Below are 14,336 nucleotides of genomic sequence, written 5' to 3' on the forward strand. Positions count from 1 at the left end.
ACTGCCATGACTGTCCTGCTTGGGGTGCGTCGCCTACCATCGCTTCATGACCTTTGTCCCCGAGCCTCTCGACCCCGACGACGACCGAGCCCCGTACGAGCAGGTGGCCAGCAGCCTTGGGGCGGCGATCCGCACCAGGCGCTTGGCGCCGGGCGAGAAGCTGCCGTCTCACAAGGAGCTGACGGAGCGCTACGGGTTCGCAAGGGCGACGATCCAACGGGCGCTGCGGGACCTCGAAGATGAGGGGCTCGTGATCTCCCGAAAGGGCAGCGGCGTCTACGTCCGCAACCGGACGGAGCGGCCGGCGGGTCTCCGCCCGTACGTCGAGCAGGCATTCGCGAAGGACCACGTCACGATCGACTTCGCGGGGTTCTCCAGCGAGACTCTGCACGGCGCGCTTCAAGAGCCACTCGACAAGATCCGCATCGGCAGGCTGACCCCGTCGAGCATCACCATGCGGATACTCGTTCCTGACATGGCGGTACCGCAGGCCGCACCCGTGCGGATGTCGGACGGGGCCGACGACAAGCGGCTCCGCGACCGCATGCACGACATCATGACTGGATACACCCGGAGCATCCGGGACGCGATCACTGAGCTGGAGCACCTGGGGCTTGTAGCCGAGACCCGCATCAGCGTGCGCGTCCACAGCGGCACGCAGTTCTTCAAGCTGTACGTGATCAATAACGAGGACGTCTTCTTCGGGTACTACCCGATCCGTCCGAACAAGGTCGTTGCCCAGGGCGAGACGATCGAGATCTACGACCTGGTGGGTAAGGACACGACCCTCTTCCACCACTCGGTCAACGACGGCGAGTCGTCCAGTGGAGCGCAGCAGGTCCAGCAGGCCCGGATGTGGTTCGACAGCGTCTGGGAGACGATCGGAAGGGACTTCGACCTTGACGCACGCTGACGGACTCTCCGAGATCCTGGCGAACGCCCGTGTCATCCTCTTCGACTTCGACGGGCCCGTGTGCGACGTGTTCGCCGGACTACCGGCGCCCAAAGTCGCGGGGGAACTGACCGCGCTCCTCTCCGATCAGAACGAAGCCGCGGGCTCGAAGGCGGCCCAGACGGAGGACCCGATCGAGGTACTGCGCATCGCGCACGAGACCGATACCGAGCTTGGCCAGAAGATCGAGCAGGCACTGACAGCCGCCGAAGTCCGAGCCGTCGCAGTGGCCGGGCAGCCGACGCCAGGTGCGGCAAATGCACTTCGGGCAGCACAGTCCGCCGGTCGAGGCGTGGCAGTGGTGAGCAACAACTCCGCCGAATGTGTACAGGTCTTCCTGAAGCTGCACGGGCTAGACGAGTACGTCGCCGAGATCGTGGGCCGGCCCTCTGAACAGCCGCATCTCATGAAGCCGAACCCCTTCCCGCTCATCACAGCAGCCGAGCTCATGGACATCGACGTCACGAGCTGCACGCTGATTGGTGACTCGCTCACGGACATCCAGGCCGCCCATGCAGCCGGGGCAACGGTCATCGGCTACGCGAACAAGCCCCATAAGTCCGAGGCGTTCACCGAGGCGCGTGCGGACGTCGTCACCCAGGACATGCAGTCCATCGCTGACGCGCTCACCACGGCATAGCCGAGAGCCAGCGGGGACCTGTTACAGATTTCTCTACCTCATCAAGGCACCCGCCGCGCACAGCGCGGCGCGCGCGGCCCGTCGTCCGGGCCGCCGCTCCTGTCTACGCCCCGCTCCAGCCCCGGCCGCCGGCCGCACGCCTGACAGCTCGGGTTGATGGGCGACGAACCCACGACGTGGCCGCGGCGAGTACGCGACTCCAAGGTCAAGACGATGCCTCCGGCGGGGGCGCTCCGGCTCCGGGATGGAGGGGGCCCGTACGCGGGTGCCGGCCGGTGGGGTGCTGAGGCGGGGAACTCCCATCCCGCCTGCCATCGGCCCAGGACAAGCCGAGCAGCCACGGCACCGGGCGTCAAGGTCGTTCGTACAGTGGCGCGCTCCACCTTGACGCCCGGCACCGCGCCCGCTCCACATACGTGTGGGCCGACGGCAGACGGGATGGGAGCAGGCCCGCGGTGGAGGACGTGTCGGCTCAGGCTGACGCCAGCACTGTGCGCGGCCTACGAGTCGATTGATTGAACGAATTCAGCCAGCGCACCCAGGTCATGCTGCCAGAAGATCCAAAGACCATCGATCTTCTGAGCATTCACAAGACAAGAAAGATCGAAAGACCCTGCAAGAACGGCCACCGTGACGACTTGGGTTCCAAACTGGGCCCGCCACGTCTCGGATTTACCGCCACATTCTCTGATTAGCCTTTTCCAGGAATTCTTGGGACCATTCGACACCTTGCATTCAACGGCGAGAAGGCGGCCATCCTTCAAGCGAATGGGGACGTCACACTTAGCGCCAGCCACCTTGCGCTCGCGCGAATAAGACCCTCGCTTCAGGACGTCGAGGACGTTAATATCACCTCGCGTCGAATCCAGAGAGTAGCCTATCTGATTAAGCGTAAGAGCAACCTGCCCTTCCTGCTCTTTACTCGCCGCGCCGCGACGCCGTGTGCGAAGCAGCTCCAACGCCCATAGGGCTGTTGTTGCCATTACGGCAGATTCCCGCTCCGTAACACTGGGGCCCCGCCCCTCCGGAAGCCAAGGAAATCTGACCGGGTCGAGAACTTCACGTATCACATCGGCCGTCTCATCAGAGAGGGCAGCGGGGACGGCCGTGAACTTCTGCCCAACCAGCGTCCACAGGTCCTCTTCGCTTACAGGAGGGGCGCAGAAATAACGCAAGGCACGCCAGATCAAGGGATCGTACAGGAAAAGCCCGCCTTCTAGATCCCGCAGGTCGGACGTTTGTTCCAAGACCTCCCGAACCTGAGGCTCCACCTCCCGATATACAGCTTCGAAAGCCCGGGGACCTTCCTCTTTTCTACTTTGCCGAAAGAGCCCCTCGGAGTACGAGCGAGCACTGGAAAGTTCCTCTACAGACCATTCCCGAGGGAATTTCCATGTCTGCACCATCCCCCACTAACCAGCCTTTTCTCTTAGCGCTCGCGCAGCGGCGCGATGCTTGCCGTTCGTCTGATGCTCCATGGCCGTGTACGCCATCCATTTATGGAACTCAGCCGGCCACGGAGCAGAACTTGGGACTACCCTCCTTCCGCCCGCAAGGGAGCCCAAAAGCATCGCCCCCAGCTTCTCTGCCATGTCTGCTTGAACAGCGTTCCCGATCTGCCGAAACTTACTGGCGACGGTTCCCTGAATTTCCCACTCTCGCGGAAAACCCTGAAGCGCTGCACACTCGCGCCAAGTCAGCCGACGGAGCGTCCCGTCTTCACCTCTGATCCAATCAGGGGTCGTTGCCGCCCTAATTGTGCGCGCAGGAAGGTTAGGGTCTGCCAAGAAGCGGTCTTGACGATATCCCCAGTGGCCGCTCGGACGATTCGCTTCAACAATCCCTGTCGACTTAACACCTGTACCCGGCACCAAATTCGCCATCTCTTCCACAAGCGAACCGGTGGGAACTACCACGTCTTCCGGGTCCGGGGCCGGCTGACTGGACAGGAACTCGCCTAGCGAAACCCAGGGCTTCAAGTCGCTCAGCAGCATGTCCCCCGCATCCTTGCTGTGCGTAGGCTCCGGGAAATCAGGCAGCGCACGGTCCCGAGCAGCAAACATGAAGAGTCGAATTCGACGCTGCGGAGCACCGAAGTCCGCAGCATTGAGAAGCTTAAAACGCGTCGCATAGCCGATCTCTTCAAAAGACTGGCGGATGAGCCGCAGTACGCCCCCGGGCTCGCCATCAGGCGTCTTCGCCGTGACCAATCCACGGACGTTTTCGAAAAGGATCAGCCTGGGCTTCAACTGCTCCGCGAGAGCAACAAATTCCAGGAAAAGCTTTCCACGGGGATCTTCGATGCCCTTTTGTCTACCCGCCGAGCTGAACGGCTGGCAGGGAGGGCCACCGGCAAGCACATCTGGACGCCATCGACTTGTGGCGCCGTCAGGCCTGAGGTCAGAGGCCTTCAAACTCTCTGCTGGACCGTGCAAAAGTTTCGTGCCGTCCAGGTGAACTGCTCCGTTTTGCCCGCGGACGGGAACCTGCAGCTTCTTGACAGTTTCAAGGGTCTTCATGCAGTTGGCGTCGAAGTCATTGGCAGAGACTGTATGAAATCCCGCCCGCTCAAGGCCGAGATCCATACCGCCAGCCCCCGAGAAGAGCGATACGAGAGTTGGCCGCCTTTCAGTATTGGAGGTATTCAAATCTTTCCTTCGTTGACGCTGCACACTTGATCTGAGGGGCTTCCGCGCACCGAACAGGCTTTCCTCGGCTCGGACCCCGATCTTGACTCGACAACACATGATGCTACCGGGGACTGACAGTCTTCCGTGAGAGCTGCGCCGAGGGACTCAGGGCGCCCGACGATGGAGCAGGTCCAGCTCGTCGCCCACACTGACCACGCTGCACTTGGCCATCATCGATGATGATCCCAGCCAAAGGGGACCTATCAGGCTTCATGTCTCATGCGCCACATCGGCACCGCCACGATGAGGCGCCAGGTCTCGGCCCATCTGTGGACCGCGACCTTCACACGGTCTTCCGCAGGCCCTCTGACCTGCACAGATGCCTCAGAAGCACGCGGCCTCCGGAGCCGTGTGCGCAGGTTCGAATCCTGCCGGGGGCACTCGCCAAGGATCAGCAGAGATCAAGCGCTGACCAGGGCGGATGCCGATGAAAGAGGGCGGGAGTCAGTCTCACTGACTCCCGCCCTCTCTCGTTGTCTCTCAGTGGTTGCGACACACCTCCGACACACTCCGCTCGTCGCCCGAGCGCACCCATGCACAGACGGCCTGCCCCCACAGCGCAGCATCACTCCTACCGAAGCCCTCTAGTGCCAGAGTCGTACGCACAGCCGCAGCGAACGCATCCAGGCTGCCGCTGGCGACGGCGCCGCGTCACGTCCCACCAGCGTTTACGCCTGACCAATTACAGGTAGCCCAAAGCGCGACGAGTCACCAAGCGGCATACGATTTAAGTACACCGGGTTGCAACTCCCTCCCGGGGGTCCCTTATGGCCAACTACGTATCCAGAGCCACTGGGGCGACGAGGCTGAAGGTTGGTCTGCTCAACCAGTGGACAGGCCTCGCAATATCCGTCTTGCTCGTCTTCGCTGGCCCCGGAATCGCCTTGACTCACGGCGCAGTCAAGGTCGCAATCTTCTTCATCGTCTTGGTAGTTGCCCTACTGAACGGTGCGAGGGTGGCTCTCACCTCACAAGAGGCCGGCGGGTACCAGGACGCTGCAGGAAAGGCGTACCTGCGCATCTATGGGGCGGGGTCACTCTCATTGAACGCTTTGTCTAACCTCTGCAAGGCAATTGACGCGGGGCCAGATAGTAGAGAGCTTGAGAGACTGCGCCACGCAATCTGCGAGAGCGCCAGAGAGGCCTTGGGGGGGTACGACACCGAGTCGCGGAAGAACCGTCGGGCCGTCATTTACGAGCTGACAGATACGGGCCAGCTACATCGGACCGAATGGACCGGCCGAGAAGGGCGTGCCCCACGGAACGTATTCAGCCCAGATACAGTAAGCGACCGAGACGTGTTGCACTGGGTTCGTAACGCTCCGCACACGGTGCCAGACCCTGACATAATTGGGGATGTACACGGCACCCCGAGTCCTCGCGGAAGCGTTTCGAATCAGGCCCTGTACAGGAGCTTCGCCTCGGTACCCATTTACACTGAGGACAAGGCTTACGGGATGCTCGCGGTTGATTCGACAGACAAGAAGGCTTTCTCTGTTCCGGACGGCCAGGTATTGCGTATGCTCGCCACCATGCTGGCCGCGGCTCTGGCCCACGTGGAAGGCAAGCCGCGTTCGGAAGGGGCGGACTAACCCACGCCGGAGAGTGGATCATGGCTTACGACACACAGGAGCACAGGCCCGTGAACGAGCCACAGAGGTATACCGAGCGTGAGATCGCACTCCTGGCTCGACAGGCAGCCAGAGGTGAGATTGACGCCGATGTCTACTTCGACGCCCTGCGGAGCCATGCAGGGGAGGCTCTCATTGAGGACGTCGCTCGGTATGAGGCCTCCCATCCATGGTGGAAGTTCGCCCTAGGAATGAAGCCCAAGCTGGGCCAACACACCTAGGTTCGATTGCAAGGTCCGCTGGCCTAGGACTTCCCATTCAGACTCCAGGGCCATGATCGGCGCCTTCAGCGGGCGGTCCAACCCTCTCGGACCGCCCGCTGGTTACTGCGACCTCCCGTTACTCATCGTCGCCGTCTTCTTCCAGCGCCTTCGCAATCTTGTCGTTAGCGAGTTCTTCATGCCCATCGATACAGCCGTGGTAGCGGCGGTGGATCACCTCCGGCGAGTTGCCGACCCTCCGGGCTACCTCGGCAATAGGCACCCCGGCGTTAAGCCAGCGCGTGATGCATGCGTGCCGAAGGTCGTACGGGCGGCCAGCCAACGGCGAGTCGATGCGCTCCGGCGGCAGCGCGTACTCCCTCGACTCCTCCCACACCCGCCAGTAGGTAGAAGACCCGACCACTCCCCCGCGTTCGTTCCCGAACACTCGCCCCTCCTTGGCGCTCCCGAACCCCTTCATGTGCGCCTGCAGGATGGCGACTAAAACCGGCGGGATGGGGACCGGCCGGTCGGTGGACGCCTCGCGTGCCTTCAGGCCCCGCCGGTCGTGGCGCTCCCCAGAGTCGGTCCACTGCTTGCCGGAGACAGGGCGCGTCTCCCGCAGCGTCAGCGTGCCCCACCCCTTGTCTGGCAGGTGGCAGTCCACCCACCGGAGCCCAACGGCCTCAGCGGGCCGGAGCCCCGCGTAATACAGCACCGCGTAGAAGGCCACGAGGCGCCGCCCACGGCAGCGGTCCCAGGAGCCAACGTAAGAGACGGCAGCGAGCAACTGCCGGGCCTGTACGGCGTTCACAAGGACTCGCCGGTCCACTACGTCGTTGGAGCCAACCCGCTTTCGGCGGGTCCGTTGGAGCGGATTCTCCGAGAGTTCTCCCGTGGCAACGGCATGTTCGAGAGCGGCATTCAGGGCCCGGCGGCGCCGCCTGTACGTATCGCCCGCGGCTGGGGTGCCGTCCAGCTTGTAGCTGATGCGGTACACCACGCTCTCGAACACCTCGGCGTCAGCCATGTCGCCGAGGGCGCGGTCGGCCGTCGTGAGCCAGTCGTATGCGGCCTGGAGTTCGGCCGGCGGCTCCTCCCCTTTGTTCGCGGGCACGACTCCCCACCGGAAGGCCAGCCGAAGGGACTCATCGCTGGGGGTGCCATCCCCTCGCTTGACCATGGCGAGTGTCACAGCCGCCAGTCCGTCCGCCATGCCCTCACGGGACTTGGCGGCGCTCGTACGCCATCGCCCAGTTACGTACTTCCGGCAGAACTCAAACCACCGCAAAGGTGGTTCAACGTCCGCGGCCTCGGCGGCTTCGGCTGCGGCTCGTACCTCGGACTCGGGGAGCCCAGATTCGATCTCGAACGCCTCGCCGCGCCGATTCATGGCCTGCCACAGTTCGGACCGTCGGCTCTCCGCGAGAGCCGACGTGGTGAACGTGTCGCCGTGAACCTGCCCTGCCACCACCCACCGGAGGCGCCACGGGCGCGACTTGCGCCCGGTACTGGACACCTTCCACAGCTTGACGTCGAAGGAGTAGCCCGGCCGGGCCGAACCACGAGGGCGGCCAGCCGGGGTGTCGTTCTCCTTGCTCACGCAGCGTCCTCCCGCTCCGCGAGCCAGCGCTCGTACTCCGACCGCCGGATCCGCACGTCACCGTTAGGGAGCTTGATCGAGCGGGGCCCCTTACCGAGCTGACGCCACCGGTAGAAGGTCGACGGAGCAACCTTCAGATCGGTGATGACCTCCTGGACAGTCATCTTCTCGTCCCGTGCACGGGCGCTCATCTGGCCATCCCTTCAACTTCGTCCGTACCGGACAGCCCGGACAGCTTCATTTCCGACTGTCCGGGGTGTTCGCGCTGGTCAGGGTTGGTAGCCGGACAGCCGGACAGCTCGGACACCTCCGGGGTGCCCTCGGTCCGGCTGTGAGTGTCCGGGTAGTACCGGCCGCCCGGATCCTTGGTGAGCTGCCCGTCCGCGGCCATGCGGGAGCAGGTCCGGCGGATGGTGTCGACATCGACCGTCGGGAGCGCTGCGGCCATGTCCTTCGGCTTCGCTCCGGGGTTGGCCCGGACGTATTTGAGGATGGCCGCGCGGGTGTCGCCGACGGTGTGGTCCGAGGCCGGGCCGTCGAGCATCTGCCAGGCGCCGGAGGCTGCCTGGAACTGGAGGGCGTATTCGGCTTCGTCCACGTCTCGGCCTGTGACGTGGAGGATGCCGTCAGCCTTGCCTCGGGCTCGCTTGAGTACGAGGGTGGCGTCCGCGGCCCCCGCGATGCCGTTCGTGCCGGAGACCTCGGTCAGGAAGTCATCGGAACCTGCCTTGCGGACGTGGTGGACCAGGACGACGGCGATGCCGTAGTGGTCCGCGAGGCGCTTGGCGTAGCCGACGGCGACGTAGTCCGCGTCGTACGCGGACACGCCGGCCGGAGCCTGTCCGCGCATCTTGGCGAAGACGTCGATAACCACCATGCGGGCGTCCGAGTTGCGGTCGAGCCATCCCGCGATGGCCTCCACTCCGCCCTGGGGGAAGGGCGGGCACTCGGTCACGAGGGTGAGACCGGCCGGCGCCTTCTGTCCTCCGAGCAGCTTGCCCATGCGGGTCTGGAGGCGGCGAGGGGTGTCCTCCAGGGCGAGGTAGAGCACCGGACCGCCTTGGACGGGGACGGAGTCGAAGGCGTGTCCTCCGGCCGCGACCGACAGGCCGAGGCCGAGGGACAGCCAGGACTTGCCCACCTTCGGCGGTCCGGCGAGCAGACTCACGCCCTCGGCGACGATTCCGGGCACGGCCCACTTCGGCTCGGGGAACTCCGCAGCCATGAGCTGATCGGCGGTCCACGCGGTCCGGGGACGCTCACGCTTCGGCGGCGCCTCGGGCGCGGTCGGCTGGTCGCTGGGAACGGAGTAGAGGTGCAGCGGCGGGATCGGGTTGGCGCTCACGCAGCTGTCCTCCCTTCCTGCGGGTCAGAGCCGAGAGCTGAAAGGACGCCCTGTCGGGCGGCGCCCTTCGGCGCGCCATCGGACGTACCGCTCCCGGGCTGTGGGGCGGCCGTCGGGCCGGTGGTAGCGCCGCCACGGCGGAAGCCGGACTGGATCGCAGTACGGCACTCCCCAGGGGCAAGTCCCACGGAGAGCCCGGCGGAGGTGAGTTCGCCCTCGGCCTCGCTCTCAGTGAGGTCTCCGAGGCGAACGAACCGCGCGAGCGCGTAGGCGGCGAAGTACAGGGCCCGGTTACGCCCACCCTCGCGGGCGGCGAGGACCTTCTCCAGCTCGCCGCGGACAGCGGCGGTGGTGTAGGCGGAGGTGCGTCGCATCCGGGCGGCGAGTTCCTCGATGGGCATGGGGGCCGGTGCGGGCTCGCGGGTCAGGAGGTCACAGAGCCACGCAGGGAGGGGGGCCGGCGGGGCGTCGTGGACGACCTCATAGGACCGTCCCTGGACGGCACTGCCGGCCGCGACGACGTAACCGCCCCACGCGCGCGTGTCGACCTTCCAGCCCAGCACCCCCGCCCCACTGCGTAGCGTCTTTCCCTCGGGGGCGGTGAAGTACAGGTGCTGCCCGCCGCGGCGGGTCCGCACGGCGTAGGTCTCGGTCGGCAGCCGCTCCCCCGCGCGCTCGCAGAGGACCGCGAACACGTCCAGGCCATCGGCCATGCCCGCCCACGCCTCGGGCGGGGTGTCGCTGTCGTCCTTCGGGACGTCGAGGTCGACCACGAGCAGCCCTGCCGGGCCGGTGGCGATGCCGACGTTGTACGGCGTCGCACTCCAGGCAGCAGTGATGGCCTCCGGCGCGATCGTGGCGCGTTGCTCGGGGGTCCTGTGTCCGGCCGTGCAGCGGCCCGTGGCGGGGCAGCGGGCCTCGGGGTGTCCGGCGGGGCGCTTGTCGCCGGGGCGGAGCGGGAAGACGGGCCACCCGCGCTCGGCAGCCGCGAGCGCAGCGCGCAGCAGCACAGGGTTGGGGGTTGGTGTCATGCTGGGGGTTCTCCTGTTTCTGTCGAAGGGACGGAGAGCCGAGGCGGTCGCGGTCTTGTGGTGAGAGGCGACCGCCTCGGGCGTTGCTACTGCCAGGTGATCCAGTGGGCGTACTCCTGGCGGACGTAGCCGCGGGGGTCCGCGAGGGCCTTGGGGTGCTCGGGCCAGTACGGGGTGCCGTGGTAGTCACCCTCGCCGTCGCGGTCGAGGTTCAGGAGCGTGAGGGCGGCCGTGAGGGCGATCTCGTCGGCGTCGGTGTGGATGCTGGCGGTGCGGTCGTCCAGGGCGATGCGGTCGAAGACGGCGGCCTTGCGGAGCCAGAACTCCCGCAGGTCCCTCGGGCCGCAGGGCCACACCGCCTCACGCGCGCGGCACGCGGTCCATCCGATCTCGCTGATGATGCTCGGCGCCTTGGCGTACGCCTGCTTCGGCGTCGGCCAGGTCTCGGTCGGCGGCCGGTGCTCGGCGGTCACGTAGAGGCGGGCGCGGCGGCCGTCGCGGGTGGGGTGCTCGCGCACGGCGCCGGTGGTGAAGGCGCCGGCGAGCGTGGCGGTGACGCGGTCGGTGTCGTCGGGGTCGCAGATGACGCGGATCTCGAACATGGGTCAGTGCTCCTTGGTGGTGTCGGTGGCGGGGAGTTCGGGGAGTCCGGCGCGGGTGAGGGCCTGGGGGTCGAAGCCGGGCAGGGTCGCTCGGGTGATGAGGGCGGTGGCGAGTTGCTCGGCGTAGAGGGCGCCGGAGCGGGCGACCTCGATCTGTGCTCCGGCGCGCAGGGCTTCCACCCGCTCGATGTGGGCGTGCTCCTCGCGGCGCTCGGTGGTGTGCCTCTCGTGGGCGACGGTGGCGCGGCGGTCGGTGCGCCAGTAGCGGGCGGCGAGCCCGTAGGCGACGGCGGTGGCGATCGTCCACAGCAGCAGCGGGAGGGAGAGGCCGTCGGCGTATCCGGCGACCCCGGCGAGGGCGAGCCCGCCGGAGGCGGCGAACGCGGTTCCGGCGAGCACCCCGTCACCGTTGCGTCCGGCGGAGGCGAACGCGCCGGCCGTCGCGGCTCCGGCGGCGAGCACGACCATCAACGCGGCATTGCCGACGGAGTGTTCGGCGCCGTTGGCGTTCCAGATGCGGCCGAGGATCAGCACGGTGGAGGTGGCGATCGCGGGGGCCACCTTGGGGGTGGCGGCGGCGATCCGGTGCAGGGCGGTGGTGGGTTCGTTCATGACGTGCACCTCCTACTGGTCGATGCCGCGGACGGCGCTGATGACGGCGCCCATGAGGTCGTTGACGGTGGTGCGGGCGTCGGTGGAGGCGAGGTAGAAGCCGAACAGGACCGCGACGACGGCGGCTCCGGCTCCGAGGGCCTTGAAGCGGATCAGGAGGGCGAGGATGACGCCGAAGAGGAGGACGAGCGAGACGGTGATGGCCATGGCGGTTGGTCTCCTGGGGAATTGGGGCGGTCAGCGGGTTCCGGCGCGGTAGGTGCGCGCGCCGCGGTTGTAGATCCAGCGGCCGATGCGTATGCGCTTGCCGGTGCCGTCGCAGCGGCGGCAGTCCGTGGTGCGCTTGGGCTTGCCGCGGCGGTTGAACTTGACGTGGTGGCCGAGTCCGTGGCACTTGCGGCAGTCGCCGAAGGGGCTCAGCCAGCACCGGACGATGTAACTGAGCGTGATAGTCAGCAGGAAGGCGCTAGCGAGGGCGGCGAGGGTCATCGAGGGCTCCAAGCGGGGGTTTTCGGGGTTTCCGCAGGTGGATCGCTAGACGCTAGTGACCTGATCAGTGCCGGTTTTGGTCGCTAGCGAGGTTGCTAGGTCTAGCGAGGGTGCTCGCTAGACCTAGCGGCCTTTCTGGGCTATCCGGCGGCCCGATTCTTGTTACGTTGCGTGATGGCGTCCACGATGTGCTGGCGCTCGATGCCGCGCCGGTTGGCGCCCTTGCCGCCCTCGGTCTTGCCCCAGACCTGGTCCGTCTTGATGCCGAAGGGCTTGAGCGCGGTGCCGAGCTGGTCAGCCTTGGCGCGGCCCTCCAGGTCGGCCCACTCGCCGTACGCCTCGGGGTTCAGCTCGGCGAGGCGGTCGACGATGGTCTCGGACCACACCTTGTCTTCCTTGCGGCCCAGGACCGCGGCGATGTCGTCGAGGATCGCGTCGGCGGTGCGGGTGCGGGTGACCTCTCCGGCCGCGTCGCCGGTCAGGGTGCCCTCGTTCTCGCGCAGGTCGCGGGCGCGGCTGAGGATGCTGTCGGCGTCGCGGCCGTCGGCGAGGTAGGTGCGGACGATCCCGGAGTCGTCCGACATGCCCTTGAGGAGCCCGACGCCCTTGTGGGACTTGAGCAGCCGGGAGGCGTCCAGGCCCTCGCTGTAGGAACCGGCGCCGAGGACGACGTCGGAGACCTGCCAGGAGCCGACCCGCAGGGAGAAACGGGCCTGGTGCTGGTCGCGCAGCACGCTGGGGCACGCCTGGTCGTCAGGCTTCTGGGTGGAGTTCATCACCGAGACGCCGACGGCCGGCGCGACCCGGGCCAGGTAGACCAGCAGCTCAAGGATCACCTTGCCGTGCACGGGGTGCTGCAAGTACTCCTGCACCTCATCCACGACCACGAGCGTCAGGGGCATGTTCAGCTTCTTGTCCCGGGACAGCTCCGGCGTGAGCTTGCCCTCGGGGCAGATGTGCAGCGGGAGTTCGGACAGCCGGTGGTAGCGATCCTCCACGTCCGCCTTCAGCTCGGTCAGCGCGTCGATGAGGTGCTGGACCGGGTCGAAGCCGTTACGGGGCACGATGCCGAACCCGATCCGGTGGGCCACCTTCGTGAAGCCGCGCCAGTCCGGCGACGCCTTGCCGTCGAACACGATCAGCCTCACGTACGGGTCCAGGGCCGCGGCGAGCGCGATCGTGCGGGCGGAGAACGTCTTACCCTGCCGCGGTACGGCGCCGACCAGCAGCGACAGCCACAGCATCGTCGCCATGACCGGGTTGCCCCGCTCGTCCACGCCCCACGGGAACGGTTTCCAGAAGTCCACCCTCGTTGCGCCCAGCAGCGGCGACCGCCCGGCGGGGACCGCGAGCGGGTCGCGGTCGGCGATCCACATCGACACCCGCCGCTCCGAGGACAGATCGGGGTCCAGGAAGAGCTGGGTGGCGGCGATGTCGATGCCCGAGGACAGGGCCTTGCGCTTGGCCAGCGCGTCCGCGAACGACTTGCCGTACGGGAGGTCGACCACGACCCGCCACCCGTCGCCGTCCCGGCCGATTGGCCGCGGGAACGCGATGCCCTGGTCCGGCTTGGTCAGCCCGGCCGCCACGAACGCGCGGGTGATGATGTCTGAGGACAGCTTGCGCTTGCGGAACGTCACCTTCGCCCGGTCGATCAGCGGCCGGTCCGCCGGCGCCCCCGCCACACCCAGGATCGTGGTGACGGCGGCCGCCGACGTCAGCAGCAGCCAGGACGGCGCCATCACGTAGAGCGTGAGTGCTGCGGCGAGGCCGATGAAGCTGGCGACCGTGGCGACCAGACCGCGCAGCCGTACGCGGTCGTTGCGCTGCCGCGACAGCTTCAGGTACTCGGCCGCGTCCTCATCCCGTACGGCCGCGAGCCGCAGTGCCTTGCCCTCGGCGTCGAACACCCAGCGGCCGGCCGCTGCCGACCAGCGCCATGCCCCGCGCGGCGAGTAGGCCAGCAGCCGCGGCGCGTAGACGCACGGCAGTCGCCAGGCGTGGTAGCCGAGCATCGTGGAGTAGTGCCGTACCGCCCAGCGGCGGACCGCCGTGCGCTGGTCGGGCAGCTTGACCCAATCGGGGAAGACCGGCTGACGGGCCTTGTCCTTGGCCTCCATCCAGTCGGCCAGCGACGTCGGGTAGGCGTCGCCGTTCGGGTCGACTGGCGCCCCCTCGGTGGCGTCGTCGTCGTGCTCGTCGTCGGGGAGGTGGGCCTCCCACTCGCCGGGCTTGACCTCGCCCGGGGCGAGCGGGTCCGGCTCGCTGGTCTTCTTCTTTGTGCGGAAGGGCAGCACCTCGGCCGCCCCGCCGTCGCCGTTCGGGAGCCCGTCCGGCTCCTCTTCCGGGTGGTCGATGACGTGGATCTCAGACACGGTGAGTCCGCTCCTCGGTGAAGTTGGAAGGTGCGAGGCAGGGGCCGACGGGTCGCCCGACCCGGAACCCGACTCTTCGGGAGGGCAGTCGGGCGACGGGTCGGGTAGGTCGTCGGGCGACCCGGTTCGGGCCGACTCGGCTCTCACGGAGCCGACTGGATCGGCG

At 67.0% G+C, this 14,336-nt stretch carries 15 protein-coding genes; 4 read left to right on the plus strand and 11 right to left on the minus strand.

Annotation, left to right across the window (positions count from 1 at the left end):
- Positions 1-46 precede the first annotated feature (46 nt).
- Together AB0C73_RS03760 and AB0C73_RS03765 are read left to right on the plus strand one after the other, a co-directional pair.
- On the plus strand, positions 47-913 hold the full coding sequence (locus AB0C73_RS03760; protein WP_362524152.1) for a winged helix-turn-helix domain-containing protein: 867 nt from the start codon (positions 47-49) through the stop codon (positions 911-913).
- The gene (locus tag AB0C73_RS03765) at positions 900-1,592 is read left to right on the plus strand and encodes an HAD family phosphatase (RefSeq protein WP_362524154.1); all 693 of its coding nucleotides are present in this window, start codon (positions 900-902) and stop codon (positions 1,590-1,592) included. The genes AB0C73_RS03760 and AB0C73_RS03765 overlap by 14 nt, the downstream gene beginning before the upstream one ends.
- Before the next feature lie 500 nt (positions 1,593-2,092).
- Here the strand turns inward: AB0C73_RS03765 and AB0C73_RS03770 are convergent, their stop codons facing one another.
- Both AB0C73_RS03770 and dcm read right to left on the minus strand, forming a co-directional pair.
- Positions 2,093-2,839 carry a XamI family restriction endonuclease gene (locus AB0C73_RS03770; protein WP_362524156.1) on the minus strand — a complete coding sequence of 249 codons (747 nt, stop codon included), beginning with the start codon at positions 2,837-2,839 and terminating at the stop codon, positions 2,093-2,095.
- A 165-nt stretch (positions 2,840-3,004) separates the two neighbouring features.
- Complete coding sequence (dcm, locus tag AB0C73_RS03775) at positions 3,005-4,339, minus strand: DNA (cytosine-5-)-methyltransferase (protein ID WP_362524157.1); 1,335 nt, start codon at positions 4,337-4,339, stop codon at positions 3,005-3,007.
- 710 nt (positions 4,340-5,049) lie between these two features.
- Between dcm and AB0C73_RS03780 the strand changes: the two genes are divergently transcribed.
- Entirely contained in the window at positions 5,050-5,874 is an 825-nt protein-coding gene (locus tag AB0C73_RS03780; protein ID WP_362524159.1) for a GAF domain-containing protein, read from the plus strand.
- A 20-nt stretch (positions 5,875-5,894) separates the two neighbouring features.
- Positions 5,895-6,134, plus strand: coding sequence for a hypothetical protein (locus AB0C73_RS03785; protein WP_362524161.1), 240 nt, complete (start codon positions 5,895-5,897; stop codon positions 6,132-6,134).
- 118 nt (positions 6,135-6,252) lie between these two features.
- Here AB0C73_RS03785 and AB0C73_RS03790 read toward each other — a convergent pair whose 3' ends face one another.
- The 9 genes from AB0C73_RS03790 to AB0C73_RS03830 form a co-directional block, all read right to left on the minus strand.
- A complete protein-coding gene (locus AB0C73_RS03790; protein ID WP_362524163.1) occupies positions 6,253-7,716 on the minus strand; it encodes a tyrosine-type recombinase/integrase in 1,464 nt (487 codons plus the stop codon).
- Entirely contained in the window at positions 7,713-7,907 is a 195-nt protein-coding gene (locus AB0C73_RS03795; RefSeq protein ID WP_362524166.1) for a helix-turn-helix domain-containing protein, read from the minus strand. The genes AB0C73_RS03790 and AB0C73_RS03795 overlap by 4 nt, the downstream gene beginning before the upstream one ends.
- Positions 7,904-9,061 carry an AAA family ATPase gene (locus AB0C73_RS03800; RefSeq protein ID WP_362524168.1) on the minus strand — a complete coding sequence of 386 codons (1,158 nt, stop codon included), beginning with the start codon at positions 9,059-9,061 and terminating at the stop codon, positions 7,904-7,906. Before AB0C73_RS03800 ends, AB0C73_RS03795 begins: the two co-directional genes overlap by 4 nt.
- On the minus strand, positions 9,058-10,092 hold the full coding sequence (locus tag AB0C73_RS03805) for a bifunctional DNA primase/polymerase (RefSeq protein WP_362524171.1): 1,035 nt from the start codon (positions 10,090-10,092) through the stop codon (positions 9,058-9,060). Before AB0C73_RS03805 ends, AB0C73_RS03800 begins: the two co-directional genes overlap by 4 nt.
- 86 nt (positions 10,093-10,178) lie before the next feature.
- Positions 10,179-10,694, minus strand: coding sequence for a hypothetical protein (locus AB0C73_RS03810; RefSeq protein WP_362524174.1), 516 nt, complete (start codon positions 10,692-10,694; stop codon positions 10,179-10,181).
- 3 nt (positions 10,695-10,697) lie between these two features.
- Positions 10,698-11,306: a hypothetical protein gene (locus AB0C73_RS03815; protein WP_362524176.1), complete on the minus strand. Its 609-nt coding sequence runs from the start codon at positions 11,304-11,306 to the stop codon at positions 10,698-10,700.
- Between the two features lie 12 nt (positions 11,307-11,318).
- Positions 11,319-11,513, minus strand: a complete 195-nt coding sequence (locus AB0C73_RS03820) for a hypothetical protein (RefSeq protein ID WP_362524178.1) — start codon at positions 11,511-11,513, stop codon at positions 11,319-11,321.
- A gap of 30 nt (positions 11,514-11,543) precedes the next feature.
- Positions 11,544-11,795 (minus strand): hypothetical protein, encoded by a 252-nt coding sequence (locus AB0C73_RS03825; RefSeq protein WP_362524181.1) that lies wholly within the window; start codon positions 11,793-11,795, stop codon positions 11,544-11,546.
- Positions 11,796-11,935: 140 nt separating this feature from the next.
- Positions 11,936-14,170 carry a cell division protein FtsK gene (locus AB0C73_RS03830; RefSeq protein ID WP_362524183.1) on the minus strand — a complete coding sequence of 745 codons (2,235 nt, stop codon included), beginning with the start codon at positions 14,168-14,170 and terminating at the stop codon, positions 11,936-11,938.
- Positions 14,171-14,336: the final 166 nt, after the last annotated feature.

The organism is Streptomyces sp. NPDC048623 (assembly GCF_040650755.1).
Classification (GTDB): domain Bacteria; phylum Actinomycetota; class Actinomycetes; order Streptomycetales; family Streptomycetaceae; genus Streptomyces.